The organism is Leptotrichia massiliensis (assembly GCF_900104625.1).
GTDB classification, from domain to species: Bacteria; Fusobacteriota; Fusobacteriia; order Fusobacteriales; family Leptotrichiaceae; genus Leptotrichia; species Leptotrichia massiliensis.
The window spans coordinates 401,663-425,888 of record NZ_FNVZ01000005.1 but is presented as its reverse complement, the minus strand read 5'-3'; the positions used below and the strand labels follow the sequence as shown (position 1 = coordinate 425,888).

At 31.1% G+C, this 24,226-nt stretch carries 18 protein-coding genes and 1 riboswitch; of the genes, 3 read left to right on the top strand and 15 right to left on the bottom strand.

What is annotated here, in order from left to right; genetic code table 11:
* The first annotated feature begins 215 nt into the window (after positions 1–215).
* The 3 genes from BQ5344_RS05910 (at position 216) to BQ5344_RS05900 (ending at position 4,570) form a co-directional block, all read left to right on the top strand.
* Complete coding sequence (locus tag BQ5344_RS05910; RefSeq protein WP_071124550.1) at positions 216–1,010, top strand: class I SAM-dependent methyltransferase; 795 nt, start codon at positions 216–218, stop codon at positions 1,008–1,010.
* 71 nt (positions 1,011–1,081) lie between these two features.
* Positions 1,082–2,818, top strand: a complete 1,737-nt coding sequence (locus BQ5344_RS05905) for an ABC transporter ATP-binding protein (protein ID WP_071124549.1) — start codon at positions 1,082–1,084, stop codon at positions 2,816–2,818.
* Between the two features lie 12 nt (positions 2,819–2,830).
* Entirely contained in the window at positions 2,831–4,570 is a 1,740-nt protein-coding gene (locus BQ5344_RS05900) for an ABC transporter ATP-binding protein (protein ID WP_071124548.1), read from the top strand.
* Between the two features lie 94 nt (positions 4,571–4,664).
* Here BQ5344_RS05900 and BQ5344_RS05895 read toward each other — a convergent pair whose 3' ends face one another.
* The 15 genes from BQ5344_RS05895 to BQ5344_RS05825 all read right to left on the bottom strand — a co-directional run bounded on the left by BQ5344_RS05895 (position 4,665) and on the right by BQ5344_RS05825 (position 24,153).
* Entirely contained in the window at positions 4,665–5,435 is a 771-nt protein-coding gene (locus BQ5344_RS05895) for a competence/damage-inducible protein A (RefSeq protein WP_021769084.1), read from the bottom strand.
* Positions 5,436–5,543: 108 nt separating this feature from the next.
* Positions 5,544–7,238 carry an alpha,alpha-phosphotrehalase gene (treC, locus tag BQ5344_RS05890; protein ID WP_071125492.1) on the bottom strand — a complete coding sequence of 565 codons (1,695 nt, stop codon included), beginning with the start codon at positions 7,236–7,238 and terminating at the stop codon, positions 5,544–5,546.
* 140 nt (positions 7,239–7,378) lie between these two features.
* Positions 7,379–8,206, bottom strand: a complete 828-nt coding sequence (locus BQ5344_RS05885) for a tRNA lysidine(34) synthetase (RefSeq protein WP_106394730.1) — start codon at positions 8,204–8,206, stop codon at positions 7,379–7,381.
* Between the two features lie 96 nt (positions 8,207–8,302).
* Positions 8,303–8,917 (bottom strand): tetratricopeptide repeat protein, encoded by a 615-nt coding sequence (locus BQ5344_RS05880; protein WP_071124547.1) that lies wholly within the window; start codon positions 8,915–8,917, stop codon positions 8,303–8,305.
* A gap of 415 nt (positions 8,918–9,332) precedes the next feature.
* Entirely contained in the window at positions 9,333–10,064 is a 732-nt protein-coding gene (locus BQ5344_RS05875) for a tetratricopeptide repeat protein (RefSeq protein WP_071124546.1), read from the bottom strand.
* Positions 10,065–10,437: 373 nt separating this feature from the next.
* Positions 10,438–10,989 (bottom strand): chromate transporter, encoded by a 552-nt coding sequence (locus BQ5344_RS05870; RefSeq protein WP_071124545.1) that lies wholly within the window; start codon positions 10,987–10,989, stop codon positions 10,438–10,440.
* On the bottom strand, positions 10,986–11,525 hold the full coding sequence (locus BQ5344_RS05865) for a chromate transporter (RefSeq protein WP_071124544.1): 540 nt from the start codon (positions 11,523–11,525) through the stop codon (positions 10,986–10,988). The genes BQ5344_RS05870 and BQ5344_RS05865 overlap by 4 nt, the downstream gene beginning before the upstream one ends.
* Before the next feature lie 123 nt (positions 11,526–11,648).
* Positions 11,649–13,001 (bottom strand): M18 family aminopeptidase, encoded by a 1,353-nt coding sequence (locus tag BQ5344_RS05860; RefSeq protein WP_071124543.1) that lies wholly within the window; start codon positions 12,999–13,001, stop codon positions 11,649–11,651.
* Between the two features lie 350 nt (positions 13,002–13,351).
* Positions 13,352–14,836, bottom strand: a complete 1,485-nt coding sequence (locus BQ5344_RS05855; RefSeq protein WP_071124542.1) for a mCpol domain-containing protein — start codon at positions 14,834–14,836, stop codon at positions 13,352–13,354.
* A gap of 29 nt (positions 14,837–14,865) precedes the next feature.
* Positions 14,866–15,750 carry a 4-hydroxy-tetrahydrodipicolinate synthase gene (gene dapA / locus BQ5344_RS05850; RefSeq protein ID WP_006804399.1) on the bottom strand — a complete coding sequence of 295 codons (885 nt, stop codon included), beginning with the start codon at positions 15,748–15,750 and terminating at the stop codon, positions 14,866–14,868.
* 203 nt (positions 15,751–15,953) lie between these two features.
* The gene (gene dapF / locus BQ5344_RS05845) at positions 15,954–16,805 is read right to left on the bottom strand and encodes a diaminopimelate epimerase (protein ID WP_071124541.1); all 852 of its coding nucleotides are present in this window, start codon (positions 16,803–16,805) and stop codon (positions 15,954–15,956) included.
* Positions 16,806–16,860: 55 nt separating this feature from the next.
* A complete protein-coding gene (locus tag BQ5344_RS05840) occupies positions 16,861–17,673 on the bottom strand; it encodes an SDR family NAD(P)-dependent oxidoreductase (RefSeq protein WP_071124540.1) in 813 nt (270 codons plus the stop codon).
* A gap of 128 nt (positions 17,674–17,801) precedes the next feature.
* Positions 17,802–19,019 carry an aspartate kinase gene (locus tag BQ5344_RS05835; RefSeq protein WP_083378209.1) on the bottom strand — a complete coding sequence of 406 codons (1,218 nt, stop codon included), beginning with the start codon at positions 19,017–19,019 and terminating at the stop codon, positions 17,802–17,804.
* Positions 19,020–19,044: 25 nt separating this feature from the next.
* Positions 19,045–20,355: a diaminopimelate decarboxylase gene (gene lysA, locus BQ5344_RS05830; RefSeq protein ID WP_071124538.1), complete on the bottom strand. Its 1,311-nt coding sequence runs from the start codon at positions 20,353–20,355 to the stop codon at positions 19,045–19,047.
* A gap of 168 nt (positions 20,356–20,523) precedes the next feature.
* A riboswitch (Lysine riboswitch) is annotated at positions 20,524–20,699 on the bottom strand.
* 307 nt (positions 20,700–21,006) lie between these two features.
* Positions 21,007–24,153: a beta-galactosidase gene (locus tag BQ5344_RS05825; protein WP_071124537.1), complete on the bottom strand. Its 3,147-nt coding sequence runs from the start codon at positions 24,151–24,153 to the stop codon at positions 21,007–21,009.
* Positions 24,154–24,226 lie beyond the last annotated feature (73 nt).

Genomic DNA, 24,226 nt, shown 5'->3' with positions numbered 1-24,226 from the left:
ATTTTACCATAATTCAGGCTATTTTTCAATCAATTTTCCTTTATATAAATAGGCTTACGATTATAATTATTGGTCTCAAATACCAAATTTATATGATTTTAACAGTTTAATAACTATTTTTATTTTTTAAATAAAACTTGCATTTTGAATAAATGCGGGTATAATTCTATTAGATAGTTTGATAATCAAAATTTTATAATAAGGAGGGGCGTGTTATGGGAATAAAACTTGACAATGTCTCTGAAACTATGCTTATTACTTTGTATATGCGGGCAACTGATGCTAAAAGCGAAAAACCTATCTTGAATGATAAAAAATCTGAAGAAATAATTTCACAGATAAACTATGATTTTTCAAAATTTAAACATGCATGGGCTTCGTATTATGGTGTGCTTTCACGTGCAAAAATGATGGATAATGAAGTGAAAAAATTTATGAAAAAATATCCAGATTGTGTAATTGTGTCGATTGGATGTGGACTAGATACAAGATTTTTACGAATAGATAATGGAAAAATAAGATGGTACAATCTTGACTTGCCAGAAGTTATTGAAAAACGAAAATTATTTTTTGAACCTAATGAACGAGTTACAGATATTGCAAAATCTGCATTTGATTCAACATGGACAAAAGATATTAAGCTGGAAGGGAAGAAATTACTTATTATTTCCGAAGGTGTATTAATGTATTTTGAAGAACAGAAGATTAAACAGTTTTTGGAGATACTAACTGATAATTTTGATTCTTTTGAAGCTCAGTTTGACTTGCTTTATAAAGGAACAGTTAAAATGAACCAAAAACATGATACCATAAAAAATATGAACGCAGATTTCAAATGGGGAGTAAAAGATGGAAGTGAAATTGTAAAATTGAATCCAAAATTAAAGCAAACTGGACTTATTAATTTCACAGATGAAATGAAACATCATCTTCCTGGCTGGAAAAAATTATTTGTTCCTCTGTTCTATATTGCTAATAATCGACTTGGAATTTATATTTATGAAAAATAAATTGATTCAATAATCTATTATTTTTTTGTTTAATAACGTATTTTCTTTGACAAGTGAATGGAGAGATTATTATGAAAGAATTGAAATATTTATTAAGTTTATCTGGTAAACATAAGATGAAGCTGATTTTTTCAGCAATATTCAGTATAATTGGTACAACATTGTCTGCTGTGCCTTATCTTCTTGTGTATCAGATTGTTCTTGAACTTTTTAAAACAAATATTGATTATTTGAAAATAAAGTTCTGTGTATTTATTGCGATATTTTTTATAATTGTAAAAATAATTATGCAAATTTTATCAGGTGTTTTTTCACATATTGCAGCTTTTTCGATTTTGTACAAAATTCGAATTGATTTGATTGAGCATTTGTCAAAGCTGAATATGGGGTTTTTTAAGAAAAATATGACTGGAAAACTGAAAAAGATTATTAATGAGGATATTGAAAAATTGGAACTCTTTATTGCACATCAGATTCCAGATTTATCATCGGCACTTGTAACTCCGATAATATTTTTAGGGATTATGATTTACTTTAACTGGAAATTGACACTTGTTTTATTTATTCCAATTATTTTGAGCATAATGGCACAGGGAAAAATGTTTCAAAGTTATGGAAGTAGTGTTGAACATTATTACACTCTTCTTGCAAACTTAAACGCTACTATTATGGAATACATAAATGCAATGAACGTTATGAAAGCATTTAATCTTACTGCTAAATCATTCAAGGATTATCGGGATATTACTCAGGAATATGCAGATTACTGGATTGAGCTTACAGAACTAAGTGTGCCGTTTTACTCGATTTTTCTCTGTCTAACTGATTCGGGCCTGCTTTTCATTATTCCAGTTGGTGGACTTATGCTGTTTCATAATCAAATTTCAGTATCTGTGTATATTTTATTTATTTTGATGAGTACAATTTTTTTAAGCTCATTAAAGGCATTATTTGACTTGGCACACCATCTTTCAGCATTAACTAAAGGGCTAGGGAAGATTATGGAAATTAATAGGGAACAGGAGCAAAAATCTGGAAGTGTAAATTTTCCTTCTAATTTTTCAGGTTTTATAAAATATGAAAATGTAAATTTTGCATATAAAAATAAAAATGTTATAAATGATTTTTCTTTGGAAATAAAGGCTGGAACTTCAACTGCACTTGTAGGGCCTTCTGGTTCAGGAAAAACAACGATAGGACTTCTGCTTGGAAGATTCTGGGATATAAATAGCGGGAAAATAACGATTGATGGAACTGATATTAAGGATTTTGCTTACACAGGATTGGCTGACAATGTTTCGTTTGTTTTTCAGGATACATTTATGCTTCACGATACTATTTTTGAGAATATAAGAATGGGAAAGGATTATTCGCTGGAAGAAGTGGAAAATGCTGCAAAAAAGGCACAAATTCACGATTTTATAATATCCTTACCTCAAAAATATGAAACTGTGATTGGAGAAGATGGGATTAAATTAAGTGGAGGAGAAAAACAGAGAATTTCGATAGCTCGTGCCATTTTAAAAAATGCCCCAATTATTGTGCTCGACGAAGTTACTTCTTACTCCGACATTGAAAATGAAGCCAAAATTCAGGAGGCTTTACGTACTTTACTAAAAGGGAAAACTGCCATTATCATTGCTCACAGGCTTTACACAATAAAAAATGCCGATAATATCGTTGTAATGAATAAAGAACGTATTATCGAGCAAGGTACTCACAAGGAGCTTCTGCAAAACAAGTCAGAATACTGGCATTTATGGAATTTATATAGCGATAATGATTTGATGGAAAACAAGGAAATTTAGGGGGTGCAGATAATGATTAACGATATTAGAAATATAAAAACTCTTGCTGGAAATAAATATAAAAATCTTAAAAATCCAATATTTTTTCTAACAATAGATGCCTTATTTTATATGATGAACTATGCAATGTTTTATTTTACAATTATTGATTTGATGAATAATAATTTTACGTTGAAAAAATTCATAATCTATACTTTTATTATGATTTTTGCAATTATTTGCAGATTTGTATTAAATCGTATCGGATATACCGGGATTCAAAGTGAGGGGGCTAAAATTATTCAGGATTTGAGAATCAGTATGGGTGATCATTTGAGAAATTTGAATCTAGGATACTTTAACAGTCACAACATTGGGAATATTATTAATATTATGACAAATGATTTACAAGATTTTGAGCAGGTTATAACTCACAGCACATCAGAAATTATAAAGTTATCTATACTAACAATTTATCTTCTGTTAATTATATTTGCAATTTCTCCCGTGCTTGCCATACTGCAACTAATAATTTCGCTGGCTGGATTAGTATTTGTCATTCTGGGAACGAAAAAAGGTGCAAAAATAGCTTTGAAAAAGAAGCATACTATGGATAATGTTGTTTCACGGATGGTGGAATATATTGCTGGAATGGAACTTTTTAAAGCATATAATCTGACTGGGGAACGATTTAAGAGGTTAAAGGGCAGCTTTAATGATTTGAAAAGGGAAAGTATAAATACTGAAATTGCTCTTGCCCCTTATGTTATGATTTTTCAACTTATTACGGATATTTCCTTTGCCTTACTTCTGCTTGTGTCTACACAACTTTTTATGGCTTCTTCCATTAATAAAGTAGAATTTTTTTCATACATAATTATTGGACTTTCACTTTCAAATGTGCTAAAAGCCTTTTCTACACAATATACTTTTATCCAATACTTGAAACTTGCCACAGATAAACTGATAAATGTGCATAATGAAAAGGAAATTTCCTATGAACTTGAAAAAGTTACTTTACCAAATTATGATATAAAATTCCAGAATGTAAATTTTTCTTATGAAAAAGACACTCCTGTTCTAAAAAACATTACTTTTGAAGCAAAACAGGGTACAAAAACTGCCCTAGTTGGCTCGTCAGGCTCTGGAAAAACAACTGTTACTAGTCTTATTGCAAGATTCTGGGACTGCCAGTCTGGCGAAATTACCATTGGTGGAATAAATATCCAAAAAATATATCCTGAAGAGCTGCTTACAAATATAAGCATGATTTTTCAAGATGTCTACTTGGTAAATGACACTTTTGAAAATAATATAAGGCTTGGAAAACCAAAGGCTACAAGGGAAGAAGTAATAAATGCGGCTAAAAATGCCAATTGCCACGATTTTATAATGGAAAGCGAAAATGGATACGACACTATAATTGGAGAAGGGGGCTCTACTTTATCTGGTGGAGAAAAACAGAGAATTTCAATCGCAAGAGCTTTATTAAAAGATACCCCAATTATCCTAGTCGATGAAGCCACAGCCTCACTTGATGTCGACAACGAACACGAAATAAGAAAATCACTAAGTATTCTTACAAAACACAAGACTGTAATTACAATCGCTCATAAACTCAACACAATAAAGGATTATGACAAAATTATAGTTATGTCCAACGGAATAATCGAAGAAATTGGAAATCATGAGCAGCTTATGGAAAATAAAAGGCGATATTACAAAATGTATACTGAAATGGAAAAGGCACAATCAGAATTTGAATTAATTTAATTAAAATTTCAATTCACTATATAAATTTAATTTAATATAAAAAACATACCCAGTCTCGAATTTTTTCAATCTAAAATCTGGGTATATTTTTATTTTATTCTTCCTTTATTTCCTCCGCCTGCGGATAAATCTTGATAATTTCATTCACAATCTTGTCAATTTCAGCAATCAAGTAATCAGTACTCCCTCTATCGCCTTTCATTGCAATTCTTACATGAACACAGCCTTCCTTTGCATAAGGTGCAACAGTCGGATTTGACATTTCAAAATAATCTTTTAGCCTATCGTCAATTTTTCCTTCCGGAACTCCTTTTATTTCAAGGGTTTTCATTAAAAGAATATCATTTGAATATTTCTTTAAAAGTGGCAAAACTTGATTATCTACCATCCAAGTCATTTCTCTTGGAGGTCCTGGTAATACTATTATTTTTTTATTATCTTTTTCATAAAAAAATCCTGGTGCAAGCCCAACTTCATTATCAAGCAATTCTGAGTTCTTTAAAATCGAAGCCTCTTTTCTCCCGCCAGAAGCCACTTCTCCAAAGCCCCTCTCATTATATTTTTTTACAATCAAGTCATAATATCGCTCTATCACTTCCAGCTCTTCCCCAAAATAATCAGCCACCACTTCTTTCGTAATATCATCAACCGTAGGCCCAAGTCCCCCAGTAGTAATTACCAAATCAACCCTTTTAAAAGCATTTTCCAGACACTCCATAAGTCGTCCGTAATTATCCCCAACCGTAGTTTGATAATACAAATCAATCCCAATATTTGTAAGTTTTGCTGAAATATACTGTGCATTTGTATTCACTATATCTCCAACTAATAATTCTGTTCCAACGCATATAATTTCTGTCTTCATTTTGATTTCCTTCTTTATTTTTTATTTAAAATACCGCCAAATAAGTTTAAAAAACGATAACCCTATTCAACGGTAAATTTTATTTTTTTTTATTGCTTTTGATTTTTATTATTTTTTAAAGATAATTGATTCATAAGGTTTTAGAATAATTTTCCCGTCTTTAATTTCAGGTTCTGCTTCGTAGTTTGACAATAGAACTTGAGCATTTTCCAGTCCTGTAACTCCGTTTCCTTTCAGTTCAAATTCTACTTCAGGTTCATAGAAATTACTGATTACAACTAATTCTCCATTTTCTCCAACACGTTTGTAGGCATAAACACTTTTATTTTCCAAATCAATGTCTTCATATCTTCCTGTTATCATTAATTCTTCATTTCTTCTTAAATCAATTAATTTTTTGTAATGATAGAATACTGAATTTTTATCTTTTAAAGCCACTTCAGCATTAACTGTCCTATAATTTTCAGGTACTCCGATCCACGGAGTTCCGGTTGTAAATCCTGCATTGTCAGAATCATTCCATTGAACAGGCGTTCTGGAATTATCTCTTGATTTCTGCATTAAAATTTCAATAGCTTCTTCTTCAGAACATCCTTTATTGAGTAAAATTTTGTAATTATTGGTTGATTCAACATCACGATATTTACTAATATCATCAAAATATGGATTTGTCATTCCAAATTCTTCTCCCTGATAAATATAAGGCGTCCCTTGCAGTCCATGAAGAACTGTGGCAAGCATTTTAGCCGACTCCCTATGATATTCCTTATCATTTCCAAATCTTGACAATGCCCTTGGCTGATCGTGGTTATTCCAGAAAGTCGCATTCCAGCCATTTCCTTCATACATTCCAATTTGCCATTTAGAGAATATCCTTTTTAACTCCACAAAATCAAATGGTGCTTTTGCCCATTTTTCTCCATTTGGATAATCTACTTTCAAATGATGAAATGAAAATGTCATTGATAATTCCTTTTCATCAGGATTTGAATATCTGATACAGTTATCAAGGCTTGTAGAAGACATTTCTCCAACCGTAATAAGTTCTCCTCCACCAAATGCCTCTCTATTCATCTCCTTCAAAAATTCATGAATTCTAGGCCCATCTGTATAAAATCTTCTTCCATCAGGTACGAATCTTGTATCACTTCCATCATCATTCGGAAATCTCTGATCCTTTGATATAAGGTTTATAACATCCAGTCTAAATCCATCTACACCTTTATTCAGCCAAAATTTTATCATTTCATACACTTTTTTTCTTACATTTTCATTTTCCCAGTTTAAATCAGCTTGCGTAACATCAAACAGATGTAAATAATATTGCCCTCTCTTTTTTGAATATTGCCAGGCATTTCCTCCAAATTTTGATTGCCAGTTTGTAGGCTCTTTTCCGTCAACTGCATCTTTCCATATGTAAAAATCCTTATATTCAGAGTCCCCTGCTTCAGACTTTTTAAACCATTCATTTTCAGTAGAAGAGTGATTTACAACAATATCCATAACTATTTTTAAATCTCTTTTATGTGCTTCTGTCAGCATTTCCTCAAAATCTGCCATTGTCCCGTAATTAGGATCAATGTCATAATAATCACTTATATCATATCCATTATCATTCTGTGGAGATTTATACATTGGAGTAATCCAGATTACTTCCACTCCAAGTTCCTTCAGATAATCAAGTTTCTCGATAATTCCCCTTATATCCCCTTCTCTGTTTCCAGTCGTATCATTAAAACTTTTTGGATAAATTTGATAAACTACTGATTTATGCCACCACTTTTGATTGAAATTTTTTTTCATAAAATTCACTCCTAAATTTTTATTTATTTTACAATTTCTTTTTAAATTATACTCCATTATTTCCATATATACAATCAAATTTTTAACTTTTCCTAAAAAAACTCATATATAAAAAGAGCAGTGAATAACTGCTCCTATTTTTATTCAACTTCCTTACCGCCTGTATATCCAAACACATAATCTAAATTTATATTTTTCATCGAATTAAACACACTTTGCTTAATTCCAGGATTTTTTTCCTCAAGTGCAGCAAGCAAGTCTTTTACTTCTTTACGTTTGCTCGAAGTCTTTCCAGCTTCGATTGTACATCCGCAATTCATCGCACGTATCCCATTTGTTTTCGTATAATCAATTATATCGGCTTCTTTTACGTAAATTAGCGGACGAATTAATTCCAGCTTCCCAGAAGTTGAAGGAACTTTTGGGGTCATTGTTTTCATTGTACCAGCATAAAACATATTTATCAAAGTAGTTTCAATAACATCATCAAAATGATGCCCAAGCGTCAATTTATTAAATCCAAGTTCTTCGACTTGCGTGTACAAAATTCCACGTCGCATTTTAGCACATAAAAAGCACGGATAGTCCTTTGCCTTTTCATTTGCAATTTCCCAAATATTCGTATTAATAATCTCACAGTCAATATTTAACTTATCCAAATTATTTTTAAAATTATCCAAATCAGAATTTCTGAAACCAGGATTTAAGCTAACTGCCTTAAATTCAAAATTTTTCCGTTTATCTTTCTTCAATTCCTGAAACAGTTTTACTAAAAGCAAACTATCCTTTCCGCCAGAAACTCCAATGGCTATTTTATCCCCATCCTGTATCATATCAAAATCATTAATTGCTTTCAAAAATTTTGCCCATATGCTCTTTTTATAGGTTGTCATTATACTTTTTTCAATTTCTTCCACATCCTTCATCGGACAATCTGGAAGAATAGCCTCACATACTAAATTTACCACTTTTTCTCTCCTTTAACATCATTTAAAAAATAATAGAAAGTTATCATACGACAACTTTCTAAAACTATATTTTATTTAAAAATATTCAGTTTAATTTTAAACAATTCCTAAATTTACTCCTGAAAAATTTACTTTTTTATCTTCATCTTCTGAATTTTTACATTTATTTTCGATGTAGTTTATTTTTTCAATAAGCCCTTCATCCCTTGAATCAATTCTAAAGGCCGCCCTGTATTCTTCAAGCGCCTTTTGGTGCCGTCCCATATGTTCATATTTTCTAGCAAAATCAATATGTGCAATATACATATCAAAATCAAAGAATATAGCAAGTTCATAACAGTCAACTGCTTCTGAGATTTTACCTTTTCTTGAATAAATATTTCCCAAAAGGAACAATATAAACGGTTCGTCTTCTGTGCTTACATCAAGTGCCTTATTAAAGTTTTCTTCAGCTTTGTCAAGTTCTTCATTTTCATAGTACAAATAACCTAAAAATGCTCTTGTTTCTATTTCTTCAGGCTTTAATTTTACCAATTTTTCATAAATATCAATTGCTTTATCATTTTCTTTTAGTGCGTGATAGATGGAAGCTAATGTTTTTAATACTTCCACATCATCAGGATTCTCTTTTATTTTTTCCAAATTTTCTTTAAGAAGCCGCTCGTTATTTTCATTGTATCTTATTTCTCTAAAAATTAATGTTTCTAACATTATTTCCTCCTGCTACTGTATTTACTTTATATTAAAATATCTGTAATATTCTTTTAATTAAAAGCATGCTTTAAAAGTAGCATCTCCTTTCTTATTACATTATTTCCCATTTTTATATAGAATTTACTGAATTTATAATTGTAAATATATTCTTTACTCAATATTCCTGTATTTTTATATTTAAACTAAGATTATAAAACTTAAAAAAATTAAATTAAATATAAAAATATATAAATTTCTTCAATATTAATTTCTTATATTCATTTTATCATAAATAACAATTTTAGTAAATAAGATTATTTATAAATTTTCTCTAATTTTAAGAAAAAGTCAATTCAAATATTAATAAAACTTGTATTTTTAGAGATAATAACTAGATTTTATTAAAATATAGCTGGTTATACGATAATTTATTTTATTTCAAGTTATTTAATTTCTTACTAGCTTCCTGACTTCCTGATTTTACAGCTTTTTCGTACCATTCCCTAGCTTCTTTTGTACTTTTTTCCACACCTTTTCCAGCGGCATATAAATCTCCTAGAGCTTCATACATTGGAGCTGTAACATGATCCATCCTGTTGTCTGTTTTTTTATAAAGTTCTACTGCTCTTGCGTAATCTCCTGCCTTTTCATGAATTTTTCCTAAGTTGTATCGTGACGTCAAGTCTCCGCTGCTATCCCCAATTTCATAGTAAAATGCGGCATCATCAAGGCTTTTTTTCACTCCAAGCCCTTTCTCAGACATTATTCCCAAGTATCTTGGTGCCTTCATATCTCCCCCATCTGTTGCCTTTGAAAATGAATCAAAAGCCTTTTTATAGTCTTTTTCTACACCAAGTCCATCCAAATAAAGAATTCCAATGTTAGTCATTGCACGGTAGCTTCCTTTTTCAGATGCTTTTTTGCTCCATTCTATAGATTTTTTATAATCCGCTTTTACTCCATTTCCGTGAAGATACATTTCTCCAAGTTCAGTTTGTGCCAATATATCTCCCTTTTCGGCTTTTTTTATCAATTCCTTGAGCTTATCATCCTGTCTATTTTCAATATTTGGCTTACTTTGAGAATTTTGTGATTTTTTATCTTTTTTACCACAGCTAAATATTAAAATTAATATTAATACTGCGATAGTATATTTTTTTTTCATAATTTTTCCTCTTTTCTTTTTATATTCTCGTATCCTATGATAAATTATTTTCTACAATTTCTTTGTTTAAATAGCAAAAGTCATAAAATTTATGAAATTAAATTCATTTTCTATTTATTTAGCAGCTATTAAAATATCCTTTAATTAAATTTAATTATATAATCTATCATTTTAAAAATTTTTATAATTTTATTTATAAATATTTATGACTATTAATAGTTTTTCTATTTTTTTATAAAACTTATTCTCAAATAACTTTTTCATACTATATCTCAATAACTATACAGTATTTACGTAGTTTTTATTTATTAGAAAATTTTATACCAAAATTTCTCAACTTGTTCATTCAAACTTTCTAAGAAAACAAATATATCTAATAAATCATTATTCCTGCAATTGCCGCAATTACTGTAAGCAATATTGGATTCATTTTCCATTTTAACACAAGTGCCACAGAAATAATGAATATTGCTACACTTTTCCAGTCTATAAAGTTCTTTTTATCAATCAGCATTATAGCTGCCGCCAGAATTAATCCGACAACAACGATTTTTAATCCTGCAAAAGCATTGTCCATATATTTATTGTATTGAAATTTTAAATAAAATTTACTAAAAATTGTCATTATAATAACTGAGGGAAGAATTAATCCCAATGTTGCGACTGTCCCCATTATAAATGCATCCCAAAATCCAGTCTTGTTTCCAATCAGATAACCGACATAAGTTGCGGCATTTAATGAAATTGGTCCTGGTGTTACCTGTGAAATTGCCACAATGTCCGTAAACTGCTGTACATTTACCCATTTATGCAAATCTACAACATCCGCCTGAATAAGTGGTAAAATTGCATATCCGCCACCAAAACTGAACAGCCCTATTTTAAAAAACACAAAAAATAACACTAATAGTATTGCCAAACTCATCTTTTTCCCCTCCAATTCATCCAGACATTTCCTAAAAAAGCACCTAAAATAATCATAACAATAGGTGGAAATTTAAGAAATGCGACCATTACTGCAACCAAAATCACAATCCATAACGTTTTTTTATTAATTTTAGCCGATTTTCCAATTGTATAGACACTCGCAGCAATCAATGCGACTACCATTGGTCTTATAGCCTTAAAAGCCTTTATAACATATATGTTATCCTGTATATTGCTAAATAATGAAGCTATTACAAGAATAATTATAAATGATGGCAATGTTGCTCCCAGAACTGTAGTTACAATCCCCAAAGTTCTTTTCATCTTGTATCCCACAAAAACTGAAACATTCACAGCCAATGCACCTGGTGAAGACTGGGCAAGTGCCAGAAGTTTTACAAACTCCTCTTCCTCAATCCACTTTTTCTTATTCACAATTTCATTCTGTATAAGCGGAACCATAGCATATCCACCACCAAGAGTAAATGTACCTATCTTAAAAAAAATCCAGAATAATTCCAAATACACTTTCATTTTACTACCTTTCTACTATTTCGTATTATTTTTCATTTTATCATAGATACTCTAAAAAAACAACAAACTTGCCATTAAAAAAAGATAGCCGATATACTGCTATCTCTTTAAAAATAATATTTTTTATCCTTTTGAAAAAAATTCCTTTGCTAATTCCTTCAAATAAAATACATCAAAAATTCCACATAATTCACGTACCGAATGCATCGCAAACATCGGAACTCCCAAATCTACTCCGTCTATATCAAGATGTGTTGAAGAAAGCGGACCGATTGTACTTCCTCCAAGTTCATTTGATTCATTTACAAAAGGCTGAATCCGTATATCCGTTCCTTTTATAAGCTGTCTAATTACAGCAATCGAATATCCATCGGATGTATATTTCTGTTTTGCGCTAATTTTTATTGAAATTCCTTCATTTATTTTTCCACGATTTGTAGGATCCGTTTTTTCCAAATGTGCAGGGTGTGCCGCATGTGCAGCATCAGCCGACAAAATAAACGAATTTTCAAGCATCTGCAAAAAATTACTTCGGTCAAGCCCTAACGATAAAGCAATTCTTTCCAGCGTATTCAAAAGATAATTGGAATCTGCTCCCTGTTTTGTAGCACTTCCTATCTCTTCGTTGTCAAATGCTACAAAAATGTTAATCTGGTCCTGACTAGCCTTCTCTTCCACAAGCCCAAGAAGACCTGTATAAACAGAAGCAAGGTTGTCAAGTTTTGGAGATGACATAAATTCTTCATTTGGACCTAAAAGACATCCTTTTTCTGTTGCATATAAATACAAATCAAAATCAATTATATTTTCTTTTTTTATCCCTGTCTTTTCCAAAATAATTCTTTCAAGATAGCCTTCCTTCTCAAAATTTTGATTAATAAGTGAAATTACAGGCAAAACATCATTCTGTTTATCAATTTTTACTCCATTATTTACTTCTCTATTCTGATGAATTGCAAGATTTGGTATTGTTAAAAGCGGTTCATCTATCTTAATTTTTACAGTTTTTGGAAAAAATGGATCTTCTCCTTTCACAATAACACGTCCAGCAATGGAAAGAGGTCTATCAAACCATGTACTCAAAATAGGTGCTCCATAAACTTCTGTATTTAATCTCACCATATTTTCTGTAACCATTTCAGGATTAGGTTTTATCCTAAAACAAGGAGAATCGGTATGTGCTCCAAAAATCTTAAACCCTTTTCTCACATCAAAATTTTCACCAATTGTAATTGCAATTATAGTAGAGCTGGATTTTTTCAAAAAATATTTTCCACCTTTTTTTAGTTCCCATTTTTCACGAGGCATAACCCTCTCAAAACCATTTTCTTCTAAAATATCTGAACAATTTTTCACAACATGATAAGCACTGGGACTTTCATCAATAAATTCAATAACTTCCCTTGCAAAACTTTTTACTTCCATTTCGATAAAATTTTTCTGTATCTCTTCTAACTCTTTTGTTGTGTGTATCATCTTTATTCATTCCTCTCAATTTCTAATTTCCATTATTAAAAAACATTTCCCTATTAACAATATTGTACCCCATAATTTCAGATAATCAAAAAAATTTTTATATTTTTTTAAACTTTTTGAAAAAAATAACCGCTGTCTTTTACAACAACGATTATTTAAAATCTAACTTTTATTAAAATCATTATTTTTCAAATTTCTACAAAATTTTTCAATACTAATATTTTTCCAATATCTTTTAAATTTTTTTTCCAAGCTATTTGTCTACAACTATCTAGCTATTCTGTAACATTTTATATCATATCAACATTTCTCACAAACATAACTCTGTCTTTATACTTCATATAAGTATGCTATTCTTTTCTAATTCTATATCCTTTAATTGAATTTTTTTCTAATTTTGCAATTTTCATTGAAAACAATGTTTCTTTTAAAGTGTCTCCATACCCTATTGAACATGTCATTCCAGTACCATCTCTATATAGTGAAAGCATCTTTTGTAAATCTTCTACTTTAAATTCTCCTTTAAATAAAATATCATCACCCTCAGCAAAAATAACTTTTCCATTATTCTTTTTAATATATGAAACAATATTTTCTTTTGCTTTTTTTATACTATTACTAAATTTTTTTATTTCATTTTCATTAACATTTCTATCAAATAATCTTTCTAATGCACTCCCAGTATTATCTCCATCTAAACCATAATATCTTATCTTAGAATCCTTAAATTCATCCAAAGTAACTATATCTTTTTCTTTTTCAGTTATATTTTTATTTATATTTTTAAGTTCAGTATAAATAATTTTAGAATAATATTCAACGAATACAAATAACATATGTAATGATAAAGAAGTCTTAAATTTTTCACTATTAGATATATTTAAAGCTTTATGAGTTGTACTATTTCGTAAATACAGCATAAATTCATTGAATTTCTCAAAAAAGTTATAATCAAATTCTTTTGAGCATTTCCCATGTATTGCTTTTTCTAAAAAGTGAATCTTCTGCCCTAATGTAAACGAATTTTTTAAATCATTAATTTTATAGCTTATTAAAAACCGATCAATTATATCTTCTAAACTTGATGCCATTGCTGTAGATGAGATTCGATACATAGAGTTATAATATGTTTCTTCTTTATCAATACCTTTTTGATCACCTTTTATTTTTAATCTAATTGCATTTAAAAGATTATTTTTAAAAAAAGACGGATTGCTAACTTCTTCAATTTCAAAATTTGAATATATGCCTGTTAATTTTTCAATTTGATCTTCATATCTTACAACTTCAGTTAAGTTCATATAGGCTATTTCATCAATTTTACGTCCAGGAATAATTTCTTTATAGCATTTCCTTAATATTTCTATTCCTAGAATTTTTCTTTTTTCTTTCATATCTAACTGCAATTTAGAAATATCTATGTGAAATGTCCTAGGCTGTCCCACAATATAGGCAGCTATTGCTAAAGTTGTTTTAAACTCAGACATTCCATTTGTTAAATCAATAATCAGTTTATCTAATTGAGAAAATTCAAAAATTTTTTTTATATATTTAAAAAAAGTTTCCATTGAAGTATCCTTATTTAAAATCTTATGAATAAAAAAATCTTCTTTTATTCCATGTCTTTCTATTTCATCAATCCATTCTCGTGTATTTCCATTTTCTTTATCATTATTTTTAACAAAAAGTTCATTAAAAGATTCAGGTGAATGAATTACATATATTTCACTAATACTTTCTCCATCAAATATTTCTTTCGATTTTTCATTAGCACCTAAAATAGAATTGCAAAATGTATACACATTAGTATTACCTAATATTAATAATTTACTCACAATACATTTCCTCCAAAAATAACAAAAAATTAAAAAATCCCTTTTTCTTTAAACACTTTTGTCAATTTCCCATAAGTATCAGCTTCAGCTGCCGTCAATGGCAATCTTACTATGTCATTGTCAAGTTTTCCAAGTATTTTCATAGCAGCCTTCACAGTTACAGGGTTTCCTTCCACGAACATGTTTCTGCTTACATCGTATAATTTTGTGTGCAGTTCAAACGCTTTGTCAAAGTTCTTGTTTAAGAATGAACTGATTAGATCGCTCATTTCTTGGGGCATTATGTTGGCAACTACAGAAACGACTCCTTTTGCGCCGATTGACAGCATTGGCAGGATTAGGTGATCTTCTCCTGAAAGAATTTCAATTTTATCTCCGCATAAATCCTGAATTCTTATCATTTGTTCAAGACTTCCTGTCGCTTCCTTTACAGCTACAATTTCAGGCAGTTCAGCCAGTTTTGCGATTGTTTCTGCTTCGATATTTGTTCCTGTTCTTCCAGGCACATTGTAAAGCATTATAGGAAATTTTGCTTCCTGTGCAATTGTTTTGTAGTGTTCATAAAGTCCTCTTTGACTTGGTTTATTGTAGTATGGGCAAGTGCTTAACGCTGCATCCGCTCCCAGTTCCTTTGCGTATTTTGTAAGTTCTATCGCTCTTGTTGTGTTATTCGATCCTGCTCCAGCGACTACTTGTATTCTTCCTTTCACTTCTTCCACAACTATTTTTATTACTTTTTCATGTTCTGCAAATGTCAGAGTTGGAGCTTCTCCAGTCGTTCCGCAAGGTACTATTCCAGATGTTCCATTTTCAATGTGATAATTTACCAATTCTCTTAATTTATCTTCATCCAATTCCGTTCCATTATTTTTAAATGGCGTAATTAAAGCCACGTATGAACCTTCAAATTTCATTTTATTCCTTCTTTCCTTAATTTAGTTTCCTAATTTTTTATTTTATTCCTATTTAAAATTTTAAATATAACTAAACTCTATCTAAAAAGTACAAATTATATTTTTTTAATAAATAAAAAGGCTTAATTTCATTGCTGAATAGTATTTACTTTTAAATTTATAATTAACTTAATTATTACACTGAAAATAATACAATATTCAAGTTATCTTTGATATTTATACAATCCTTCAGCTATTTTTTCACTAGGTCCTGTCATAAAAGCATCGTTTTCTCCACCTTCATACTCAATAACAAGCTGACCGCCTGGAACTTTTACATTCACTTTTTCATCAACAAATCCAAAAGTCTTTGCCAATACTGCTGAAGCAGTTACGCCTGTTCCACAAGCTAATGTCCGTCCTGCCCCACGTTCCCAAGTGATTACTTCCATATGTTTTCTATCATGCACTTTCACAAAGTTTACATTAACTTTTTTTGGAAACAAATCAGTATAATTTTCAATTTTTTTACCAAATTCATCAATATTGTAATCATTAAAATCATTTACAAATATTACAGAATGGTCAGTTCCCATAAAAATATATGAAATTTCAATTTCTGTTCCATCGATATTGATTTTTTCTCTTAAAAACTGCTCTTTTTCAGTATTTATCAATTCTTTTACATTAAAAACAGGTTTACCCATATTCACTCTTGCTGAAAAATCATCTTTTTCCTCATCATAATTTACTCTTATCATTAAGTCGCCAGGAACTGTTTTTACAACAAATTCATCCCCTTCAACTAAATGATTATTCGCAAGATAATGTGAAAAACATCTTATTCCATTTCCACACATTGGTGCTTGACTTCCATCTCCATTAAAGAAAAACATAAATGGCATGCTTGCCACATATTTTAAAATAATCAGACCATCTGCACCTATTCCGAAATGCCTGTCACAAACCTGACTAGCAAATTCCCCATATTCAGGTATCCCCTTTTCAATTAGTTCCCTTTCAGTAACAATAATAAAATCATTCCCCGCACCTTGATACTTTTCAAATTTTAACATTTCAAAACCTCCTTTAATTTTTAAAATATTCTCAACTTATACTAAAATTTTTTTATTAAGAATCTTTCTTTTTTTCCTGAATTTTTCTAGCTATTCTTACAACAAACTTTCTTGAAAAAAATCTAGTTCCAAAAACTGCAATTCTATTAAAAATTCCAGGAATTATAATTATTTTCCCCTTCTGAAATTTCTTATAGCCAATTTCAGCCACTTTTTTAGCTGACATAACTTTCATTCGTTCAAAAAGTGAACTTTCTTCCAAATTACTGCTTTTTTCAAATTCAGTAGCTGTTGGACCAGGACAAAGAGCACATATTTTTATATTTTTCGTACGAATATCATTTTTCATTTCTTCCCTAACCGCTTCAGTAAACGACTGCACAAAGGCCTTGCTCGCATAATACGTACTCATCAGAGGTCCTGGCATAAAAGCTGCGACTGAAGAAACATTTAATATCTCGCCTCTTCCATCTTTTATCATGTCAGCCAAAAACAGCCTTGTCAATTCTACAACTGCCTTTATATTCAAATTTATCATTGCATCATTTCTTTTCATCGTTTCTTCATCAAATTCAGAAAACCTTCCATAAATACCCGCTCCAGCATTATTCACAAGCGTATCAATTTTAAGATTGCTAGATTTTATCTGATTATAAAGCCTTTCAGCAGCATTTTCCTGTGACAAGTCATTTTCAATCACAGTTACTTTAATATTTTTAGAAATTTCCTCAAAAATTTCTTTTTGCAGCATTCCCAATTTATCCCTGTTTCGTGCCACAATAACCAAGTCATGTCCATTTTCTGCATAAATTTTAGCAAGTTCATATCCAATTCCACTGCTTGCACCTGTTATCAAAACTCTTTTCATAAAATTTCCTTTAAAAATACTTTATCTAGTTCACATTATAAAATTTATTTTTTTTAATAATCTTTGAATTGCTTAAAAAGATACTTTGATATAGTTTCATTACTATTCTTTTAACTCAGACTCTCCTTTTACAAATCAAATTCCTTAGCAAATAATTCAGCTACTCTTTTTCCCATAACTTCGTCTACAACTAACGAAATACTGATTTCAGAAGTAGAAACCTGATGGAAACTTATGTCGTTTTCTGAAAGGATTCTAAACATTTTGGCAGCAACTCCAATGTTGCTTATCAGTCCTATTCCTACTACAGAAACTTTTGTAATGTAAGGATTTATTATGAACGATGTTCTTGGAAATTCTGCTTCTATTTCTGCTCCAATTTTTTCAAGTGCCGCAATATCTGTTTTTGGACAAGTGAAGGCAAAGCTTCCGTGATGGCTTGTTACATCATTTTGACTTATTATATCAATGTTTATTCCGTTTGCTTCGGCTCTTTTGAAGATTTCATACACGTTTTGTGCATTTGTTGGAATTTCCTCCACGTTTACCATTACCATATTTTCATTGATTGATACCCCTGTTATTACTTTTTGCTCCATTTCCTTATTCTCCTTTGTTTTTTCTCTTGATGTTATAATCGTTCCGTTTTTTTCTCCAAGCGATTTTCCAACGTAAATTTCTACACCATATTTGCTTCCAAGCTCAACTGCTCTTGGCTCCATTACTCCAGCTCCTAAAAAAGCCAGCTCCATCATTTCATCATAAGAAACAACTGGCAATTTTTTGGCATCTTTATAAACTCTTGGATCAATTGAATAAATTCCGTCCACATCTGTGTAAATTTCACATTTCCCTCCAAGTGCAGCCGCTAGAGCAACAGCCGAAGTATCAGATCCTCCACGTCCCAAAGTTGTCACATCTCCAGCTTCATTTACTCCCTGAAATCCAGCCACAACTACAATTTTCCCTTTTGATAAATGTTCTTTTATCTCTTTTCCGTTAATGTCTTCGATTCTGTTTTTTGTATAATGTCCGCTTGTTTTTATTCCTGCCTGAGCCCCTGTAAGCGAGATAGCCTCGTATCCAAGCGTCTGTAAAGCGATGCTAAGCAATGCGATTGTCTGCTGCTCTCCAGTTGACATCAGCCTGTCCATTTCCCTCAAATCAGGTTTATCGGTAATTTCGTGAGCCAATTTTATTAAGGCATCTGTAGTTTTTCCCATCGCTGAAACCACGACAACCACATCGTTTCCAGAATCCTTCACACTTCCCAAATATTTTGCGATATTCATTATTTTCTCCGTTGTAGCAACCGAAGTTCCACCATATTTATGTACAATAATCACAATAAATTCACCTCTTTCTTATTTTTTATAAATCAAAAATTTCATCATTTCTAATTAAATCATCCAATGTTTCTCTCTTTACCGCAACTTTAGCTTTTCCATTCTTTACGAATACAACTGCTGGTCGCATCATTCTGTTATAGTTGCTTGACATTGTGTAACAATATGCCCCTGTTGTCGTTACTGCCACAATATCTCCAATTTCTGTTGCTTTTGGCAATTTTCCTTTTTCAATGATAATATCCCCTGATTCACACAGTTTTCCTGCCAAAGTTATTTCTCTTACATCTGTATCATTTAGCTTGCTTACAACTCCAGCTTCATATTCTGCCTGATATAATGCCGTTCTTATATTATCCGACATTCCTCCATCTATAAATACATACGTTTTTCCGCCGACTGTTTCCTTAATTCCTCCAACTTCGTACAAAGTAGTTCCAGCATTTCCGACAATACTTCTTCCTGGCTCAATGCAAAGTTCCTTAAATCCAATCTGATATTTAATTTCCATTGCTTCCGTGTATGTTATTATTTCACTAAGTACTTCCTCTATCGGTTTCGGATCATCTCCTTCCTTATAGTAAACTCCAAATCCTCCACCCATATTTACTGTGTGAACTACTATTCCCAATTCCTTTTTCAATTTATCTAAATATTTAAAAATCTCATCTAGAGCAAATATAAAGAACGCCGATTGGAAAATTTGTGAACCGATATGCGTATGAAATCCTTTAAATTCTATCCATTCGCTATCATTCAGCCTTTTAATTATATCAAATAAATTATCCTGAAACAATGAAATTCCAAATTTTGAAGTAAGCCCAGAAGTCTTTATATAATGATGCGTATGTGCCTCTATTCCTGGATCGATTCTCACAAGCACAGCCTGTTTCTTCCCTTTTTCACGGCAAATTCTCTCAATTTTATCAATTTCATCTTCATTATCAACAACAATCGTATCAATCCCAAATTCAACAGCCATTTTAATTTCACTTACTAATTTATTGTTTCCATGCAAATGAACTTTATTCATCGGAAATCCCGCTTTATGAGCAGTATAAAGTTCTCCGCCCGAAACAACATCCAAATCCAGTCCTTTTGATTCAACCAGTTTAATCATCCCCGTTGACAAAAACGCTTTCCCAGCATAAGCAATTCTTGTATTAAATCTCGTAGACTTAAATGCCTCTTTCATTTTATCTATCGTTGTTTCAATAAGCTCCTGATCCATAACATAAAGTGGCGTTTTAAATTCTTTTACGAGTTCAACGGTATCCACTCCTCCTATTGATAAATTGCCTTTTTCATTAACTTTCGACGTTCCAAATAATTTCATATTTCCACAGAAACTTTTTAAAAATAAAAAATTTCCTTCTCCTTTCAGTATTTTTGTTTTTCGGATAATAAAAAATGCCGATAACAAGCATCAGCATATAAAACATATATCTAAAAATTTTTATTATTTTTATTTAAAACTAAAAAACTTAAAAAATTTATATGAATTATATCTGACAGCTCCCCATTATCCTTTGATAATGACAGTCCTATGGATATTCTCCATAGCCCCAGCAATAAAGATAGTCAATCCTTACACTTCGGCAATTATTCCTTTCAACTTATTTCACAGAATCGACTTTTCTCCATAAATTTACTTTTAATAATTGCACCTCTATCACATAATATTTATTATTATAACTAATTTTTTCACATTTGTAAAGTTTTTTTCAAAATTTTGTATATGAATATATTGACAATTCAAATTTTATAAGGTCTGGTTATTATAGACAAGAGATAGAAGAAAAATAAAAAGCTATGACTATTTTACCCAAACACTAAATTTGTATAATTTTAGTAGTTCCATTTTAAATTGTTTCAAGTATATATAACAAAAGAAAACTGCTTCATAAAATCATTCTTATGAAACAGTTTATCTTTTTTTAAACAAATTTAAAATTATCTTTCTTTAGCTCGTATATCTGATATAAAATCAATTTTTACGATACAAACGTACGTAGTCAATCTCTGTAGTTTGAACTGGGAACGGAGAATGTTCAGAAGGTGGATTCAAACCTGGTTCCCATTCCACATAATCATTAAAAATGAAATGCCATTTATCGTTCTCAAATCCTTGTTTAATTAAGGCAGAAGGAATATTTAGCTTGCTAAAGTCTTCATCTGGCATAGTAGAAAGATAGTTACCGTATTGATCATATCTAGTATTGTCAACTACACTGATACGTTGAGCATCCTTAATACGATAATGAACTACTGGAATCAACCTTCCATCCATATAATAACGTACTTTTGTTCCATCAAACTCAATTGCCCAAACGTGCCATTCATGTGTTAGTGATGTAGTGTGTCCACCAACAATATTTTCCAGTCGATGTGTAAATCCACGCGGTGTCCACTCGTGATTAACTTGGCTGTAATAACAGCTAATATTAGTTGCAGGCCATGCATAACTAGGAGTGCTTGCAAACCATTCTAAAATTAATAGTGAACCGTAAGGGGCACTTCCACCTGGATTTTTACAAATAGGCGTATCTACATCATTGTGCTGTTTCTGCATCCAAAGAGCTGTACGCATTCCTTGCAGACGATTCCAGTTCATTCTGGCACGTACTTCTGCACGGAACGGCTTAGAAGCATCCACAAGCTTATTAGATTCTAGCCTACCACTCGAATATTGGGTAACCTTACCTGCAGGACAAACTCCTGTAGTCGCATTTGCATCAGTTAACGGGTCTCCTCTTCTATTAACACAATGACGACGTGTAGTAATTCTAACATGATCACCGTTTACAAGACTGATATTATTGTGTAAATAAGACAAGTGACTATTTAGATGATTAATAGCCTTTTTACTTTGCCAATCAGAAGGGAGATTTCTATCTTTAAATTCCCAACATTTTACACTCTTCCATTGTCCTGAAGCATCTGTGGCACTATCACATCCATTTGTTAATGGATTTGATCCAGGTAACGGCTGATTATTAATAAATCTTCGAATCACATCTACTGCCTTCTTTTCAGTACCATCTGACTTCCAAATCCCAAAATAATTTGCAGGGTCTGCAGCATCCAGTATATCAGGCCGTCCATTATTATCTGCGTCAATATTTGCATCAGGAATACCATCGCCATTTGTATCAATATTTACATCAAGCCACCCATCGCCATTACTATCTCTATCAACTACTCCTGAAGTAATATAAGGCTTTCTGTCTTTTGCTTGATATAGAATAAGAGGCCCAAATATATTTGATTTTTGATACCATCCTAAAATTTGGCTTATTACATTGGCTTGTTTTGTTTCATCGACTCCAGGATAAGCGGCATCTAGTCCTACTTCTGACGGCCATATTTTTTTATTTCCATCACCATTCTCTAACATTATCTGATATAATGTTTTTTCTCCGCCTCCAGGTTTTACAACATCACCTATCATATTTGCCCATCCATTATCCCGAAAAGCTCTAGCATAAATTCCATAAGGATGATGTGATACACCGTCAAAATATTCTTTTGCTCCAGCTCTGTACATTCTCTCTAAAAATTCCATAGGTCCAATATACCCTGTTGAATTATTACTCCCTCCTACTGTCATTCCACCAGCCATAACATTTACATCATTATGTGCATTATGTGCTGCTGTATAGGCTATTTTCAATAAATGAGTATAATGTTCAGGATTAGGTTTAGGATTTTGAATCGTGTCATGCCAAAATTCTGGATTTCCTGGTTCATTCCAAAATTCATAGTCAATTACTCCTTGCCGAGCATATCTATTTACTAATGCACTTACAAAATTTGAAAAATCATTATCATACTGCGGAAGCGGAGCAAATGATGCTACCCAAATTTTTCTTGCATTTAACGCATTTTTTTCAGCAGCTGAAAGTTTGTCTACTCCTGTTGCCCATTCGGGAGCACTACTTATTTGCATCAAAACTTTTAAGTTATATTTTTTTGCAAGAGCAATAGCATCATCTATGTCCTGCCAGTCATACCCTCCGTTTTTTGAAGATTGAATTCTATGCCACGAAGCTGTAATTCTTACCCACTGAAATCCTACCCTTGCTATTTTTGAATAAGAGTCTTCCGCTTCTTGAAGATTACTTCTCCAAAAAGGATTAACTGGCTGAATTCCAATTCCTTTTACATTATGTATTTTTGAATCATCTTTTTTGGGTTTTCCAATATCATTTTTTCCACTATTATTTGAACCATTGTTACCACCATTTTGAGCTTTCGGAGAGTCATCTTTTCCTTTACCACCATGATGTCCAATTCCTCCGACAATCGCTCCAACAGCAGGAATTCCTACTGCTCCCCCAATAATAGGTCCAATAGGAACTTTTCCACCTATATTACTTCCTAACGACCCAATATTCCCTTTTGGTTGTCCTATATTACCAATAATATTGTTGTTATTTTCTGTTTTCTCTGTACAGTTTAATATTACTGCATCATAATTTTCTAAATTATCCGAAAAGACTTTATTTCCATCAATAACTTTAACTACATTTGAACATTTTAATGTTATTTCAGTTGTAGTTACTCTTTCACTATTTATCGTTGTTTCGTTTTTCAAAAGATTTTCAGATGTACTTGAACATTTTAAAACTATATCTTTTGAACTGTTGCTTTCAGATAGTGGGTTTTCAGCTGTATTTACATTTTTTACTGGATTTGAACATTTTAACTGTATTCCTTTGACATCCCCAATTTTATCTGTTTGAAGTAATTCACTCGCATTAATTATTTTAACTATATTTGAACATTTTAATATTTTTTCATTAGAATTTCCAACTTTCTCTGTTTCACCTGCTGTTTTTTCACTCGGATTTAAACATTCCAATAATATATCTTTGGAATTAATTTTATTTGTTGTAACTATACTTTCATTTATATTTTCAGAATTCATACATTTTAAAAATATATTATTCCCATTATTTTCATTTATTCCAGTTACTTGTGTACTTTCTCCCGCCATATTTGAACATTTTAATAATATATCGTTATTCGATTTTATTTCGCTTACTGAAGAAGATACATTACCTATATTTTCAGCCATTATCAAAAAACTCATAAAAATTAAGATCAGTACAGCAATTATAAATCTTTTCATTTTCTATCACCTTTCCCAAATTAATGTTTCAACTTCATGTTGTAGTCAAATTTTTTCTTTTTAGAAAACCTAT

Coding starts and splice junctions, on each gene's coding strand:
- lysA (WP_071124538.1), bottom strand. CDS start 20,355: ATGAAATTATTTGGAACGTCGAAAGTTAATGAAAAAGGCAATTTATCA.
- dapF (WP_071124541.1), bottom strand. CDS start 16,805: ATGTTAAAATTTGAAAAGTATCAAGGTGCGGGGAATGATTTTATTATT.
- BQ5344_RS05870 (WP_071124545.1), bottom strand. CDS start 10,989: ATGAGTTTGGCAATACTATTAGTGTTATTTTTTGTGTTTTTTAAAATA.
- treC (WP_071125492.1), bottom strand. CDS start 7,238: ATGAAAAAAAATTTCAATCAAAAGTGGTGGCATAAATCAGTAGTTTAT.
- BQ5344_RS05880 (WP_071124547.1), bottom strand. CDS start 8,917: ATGTTAGAAACATTAATTTTTAGAGAAATAAGATACAATGAAAATAAC.
- BQ5344_RS05895 (WP_021769084.1), bottom strand. CDS start 5,435: ATGAAGACAGAAATTATATGCGTTGGAACAGAATTATTAGTTGGAGAT.
- dapA (WP_006804399.1), bottom strand. CDS start 15,750: ATGAAATTTGAAGGTTCATACGTGGCTTTAATTACGCCATTTAAAAAT.
- BQ5344_RS05825 (WP_071124537.1), bottom strand. CDS start 24,153: ATGAAAAGATTTATAATTGCTGTACTGATCTTAATTTTTATGAGTTTT.
- BQ5344_RS05900 (WP_071124548.1), top strand. CDS start 2,831: ATGATTAACGATATTAGAAATATAAAAACTCTTGCTGGAAATAAATAT.
- BQ5344_RS05840 (WP_071124540.1), bottom strand. CDS start 17,673: ATGAAAAGAGTTTTGATAACAGGTGCAAGCAGTGGAATTGGATATGAA.
- BQ5344_RS05875 (WP_071124546.1), bottom strand. CDS start 10,064: ATGAAAAAAAAATATACTATCGCAGTATTAATATTAATTTTAATATTT.
- BQ5344_RS05910 (WP_071124550.1), top strand. CDS start 216: ATGGGAATAAAACTTGACAATGTCTCTGAAACTATGCTTATTACTTTG.
- BQ5344_RS05860 (WP_071124543.1), bottom strand. CDS start 13,001: ATGATACACACAACAAAAGAGTTAGAAGAGATACAGAAAAATTTTATC.
- BQ5344_RS05905 (WP_071124549.1), top strand. CDS start 1,082: ATGAAAGAATTGAAATATTTATTAAGTTTATCTGGTAAACATAAGATG.
- BQ5344_RS05865 (WP_071124544.1), bottom strand. CDS start 11,525: ATGAAAGTGTATTTGGAATTATTCTGGATTTTTTTTAAGATAGGTACA.